2 protein-coding genes are annotated in these 1,774 nt (G+C 69.5%); both read right to left on the bottom strand.

Annotated elements, in window-relative coordinates; translation table 11 throughout:
• A partial coding sequence (locus Q4F73_RS06670; RefSeq protein WP_303358576.1) for a gamma-glutamyl-gamma-aminobutyrate hydrolase family protein occupies positions 1-909 on the bottom strand: 909 nt, incomplete at its 3' end.
• A gap of 5 nt (positions 910-914) precedes the next feature.
• Positions 915-1,774: serine hydroxymethyltransferase (locus Q4F73_RS06665; RefSeq protein ID WP_303358575.1), on the bottom strand; the 860-nt coding region annotated here is incomplete at its 5' end.

Genomic DNA, 1,774 nt, shown 5'->3' with positions numbered 1-1,774 from the left:
CCCGCCGCACTCGGCCTTGAGCTCGTAGCCGAGCCAGCCGACCCAGCCGAGGGTGAAATCAAAGTCCACCGCACCGACGTCAATCGTGTTGGCGGCCAGATCGTCGGCCAGCTCAGACAGCAGTGATCCCACCTGCCCGGTCCACACGCGGGCCAGCGGGCCGGTGTCATCACCGAGATAGGAGAAGCGTCCCGTGCCGTGGTCGGGTGTGGTGGAGTCGAGCCAGAAGGAGTTCGCGGAGCCTGCGAAGAGCGCGCCGTACACGGCCTCGCCGTCGGCCTCGTGCTCGACGGTGACGGTGTGCAGGCGCCAGCGGGAACGGGAGCGGCGGTTACGTTCGGCCGCCATCGCCAGGAAGTTGGCCACCAGGGTGTGGCCGTCGAAGCCACCGATGGATTCGGGGTGGAACTGCACACCCCACTGCGGCAGGCGGCGATGGGCCAGGCCCATGACCAGGCCGTCCTCGGTACGTGCCGTGACGGTCAGGGAGTCCGGAACGTGCGAGACGATCAGGGAGTGGTAGCGGACGACGTCGATAAGCGGCGGCAGCGAGGCGAAGAGACCGGAACCGTCGTGGCGGACCGTAAACACGCGGCCGTGGACGGGCTCGGGCGCCAGGTCGACCACCCCGCCGTGGGCATAGGCGAGGGCCTGGTGGCCGAGGCAGACCCCCAGAACGGGCACCCGCCCGTCGCGCAGGACATCGAGGCACATGCCGATGTCCGACTCGCGCTCCGGGCGGCCGGGACCGGGCGAGATGATGACGGCGTCATACTCCGCGACGCGGTCGACGTCCCACCCGGGTTCGTCGTTGGTGATCACCTCGGGGGTGACCCCGGTGATGTCCTCGACGTAGGCGACGAGATTCCAGGTGAAGGAATCGCGGTTGTCGATGACGAGGACATCCACGGCGGTTAGTTGATCTTCCAGTCCTCGAGACCCTCGTACAGCGGGTACTGCTCGGCCAGCTTGGCGACGCGACCGCGCAGCGCCTCGACGTCGGCGTTCTTGCCGTCGACGAGGGCGGTGCCGATGATGTCGGCGACCTCGGTGAAAGCGGCGGCGTCGAAACCGCGGGTGGCCAGGGCCGGGGTACCGATGCGCAGGCCGGAGGTGACCATCGGCGGGCGCGGGTCGTTCGGCACGGCGTTGCGGTTGACGGTGATGCCGACCTCGTGCAGGAGATCCTCGGCCTGCTGGCCGTCCATCTCGGAGTTGCGCAGGTCAGCCAGCACCAGGTGGACGTCGGTGCCACCGGTGAGCACGTCGATGCCGGCGGCCTTGGCGTCCGCGGAGGTGAGGCGCTCGGCGAGGATCTTCGCGCCCTCGATGGTGCGGGCCTGGCGGTCCTTGAACTCCTCGGTGCCGGCGACCTTGAGGGCCACGGCCTTGGCGGCGATGGCGTGCATGAGCGGCCCGCCCTGCTGACCCGGGAAGACGGCGGAGTTGAGCTTCTTGGCCCACTCCTGCTTCGCGACGATCAGGCCCGAGCGCGGACCACCCAGCGTCTTGTGCACCGTGGAAGAGACGACATCGGAGTGCGGCACCGGGGAGGGGTGCAGACCGGCGGCGACGAGGCCGGCGAAGTGCGCCATGTCGGTCCACAGGTGCGCGCCGACCTCGTCGGCGATGGAACGGAAGGCCTCGAAGTCGAGGGTGCGCGGGTAGGCGGACCAGCCGGCGATGAGCACCTTCGGGCGCTCGGCCAGGGCCTGCTCACGGACGCGGTCCATGTCGATGCGGTGGGTCTGCGCGTCGACCTCGTAGGCGACGA

This window comes from Corynebacterium sp. (assembly GCF_030535495.1).
Taxonomy (GTDB): Bacteria; Actinomycetota; Actinomycetes; order Mycobacteriales; family Mycobacteriaceae; genus Corynebacterium.
The sequence above is the reverse complement of the archived record's forward strand: the minus strand, read 5'-3'. Positions and strand labels throughout refer to the sequence as shown.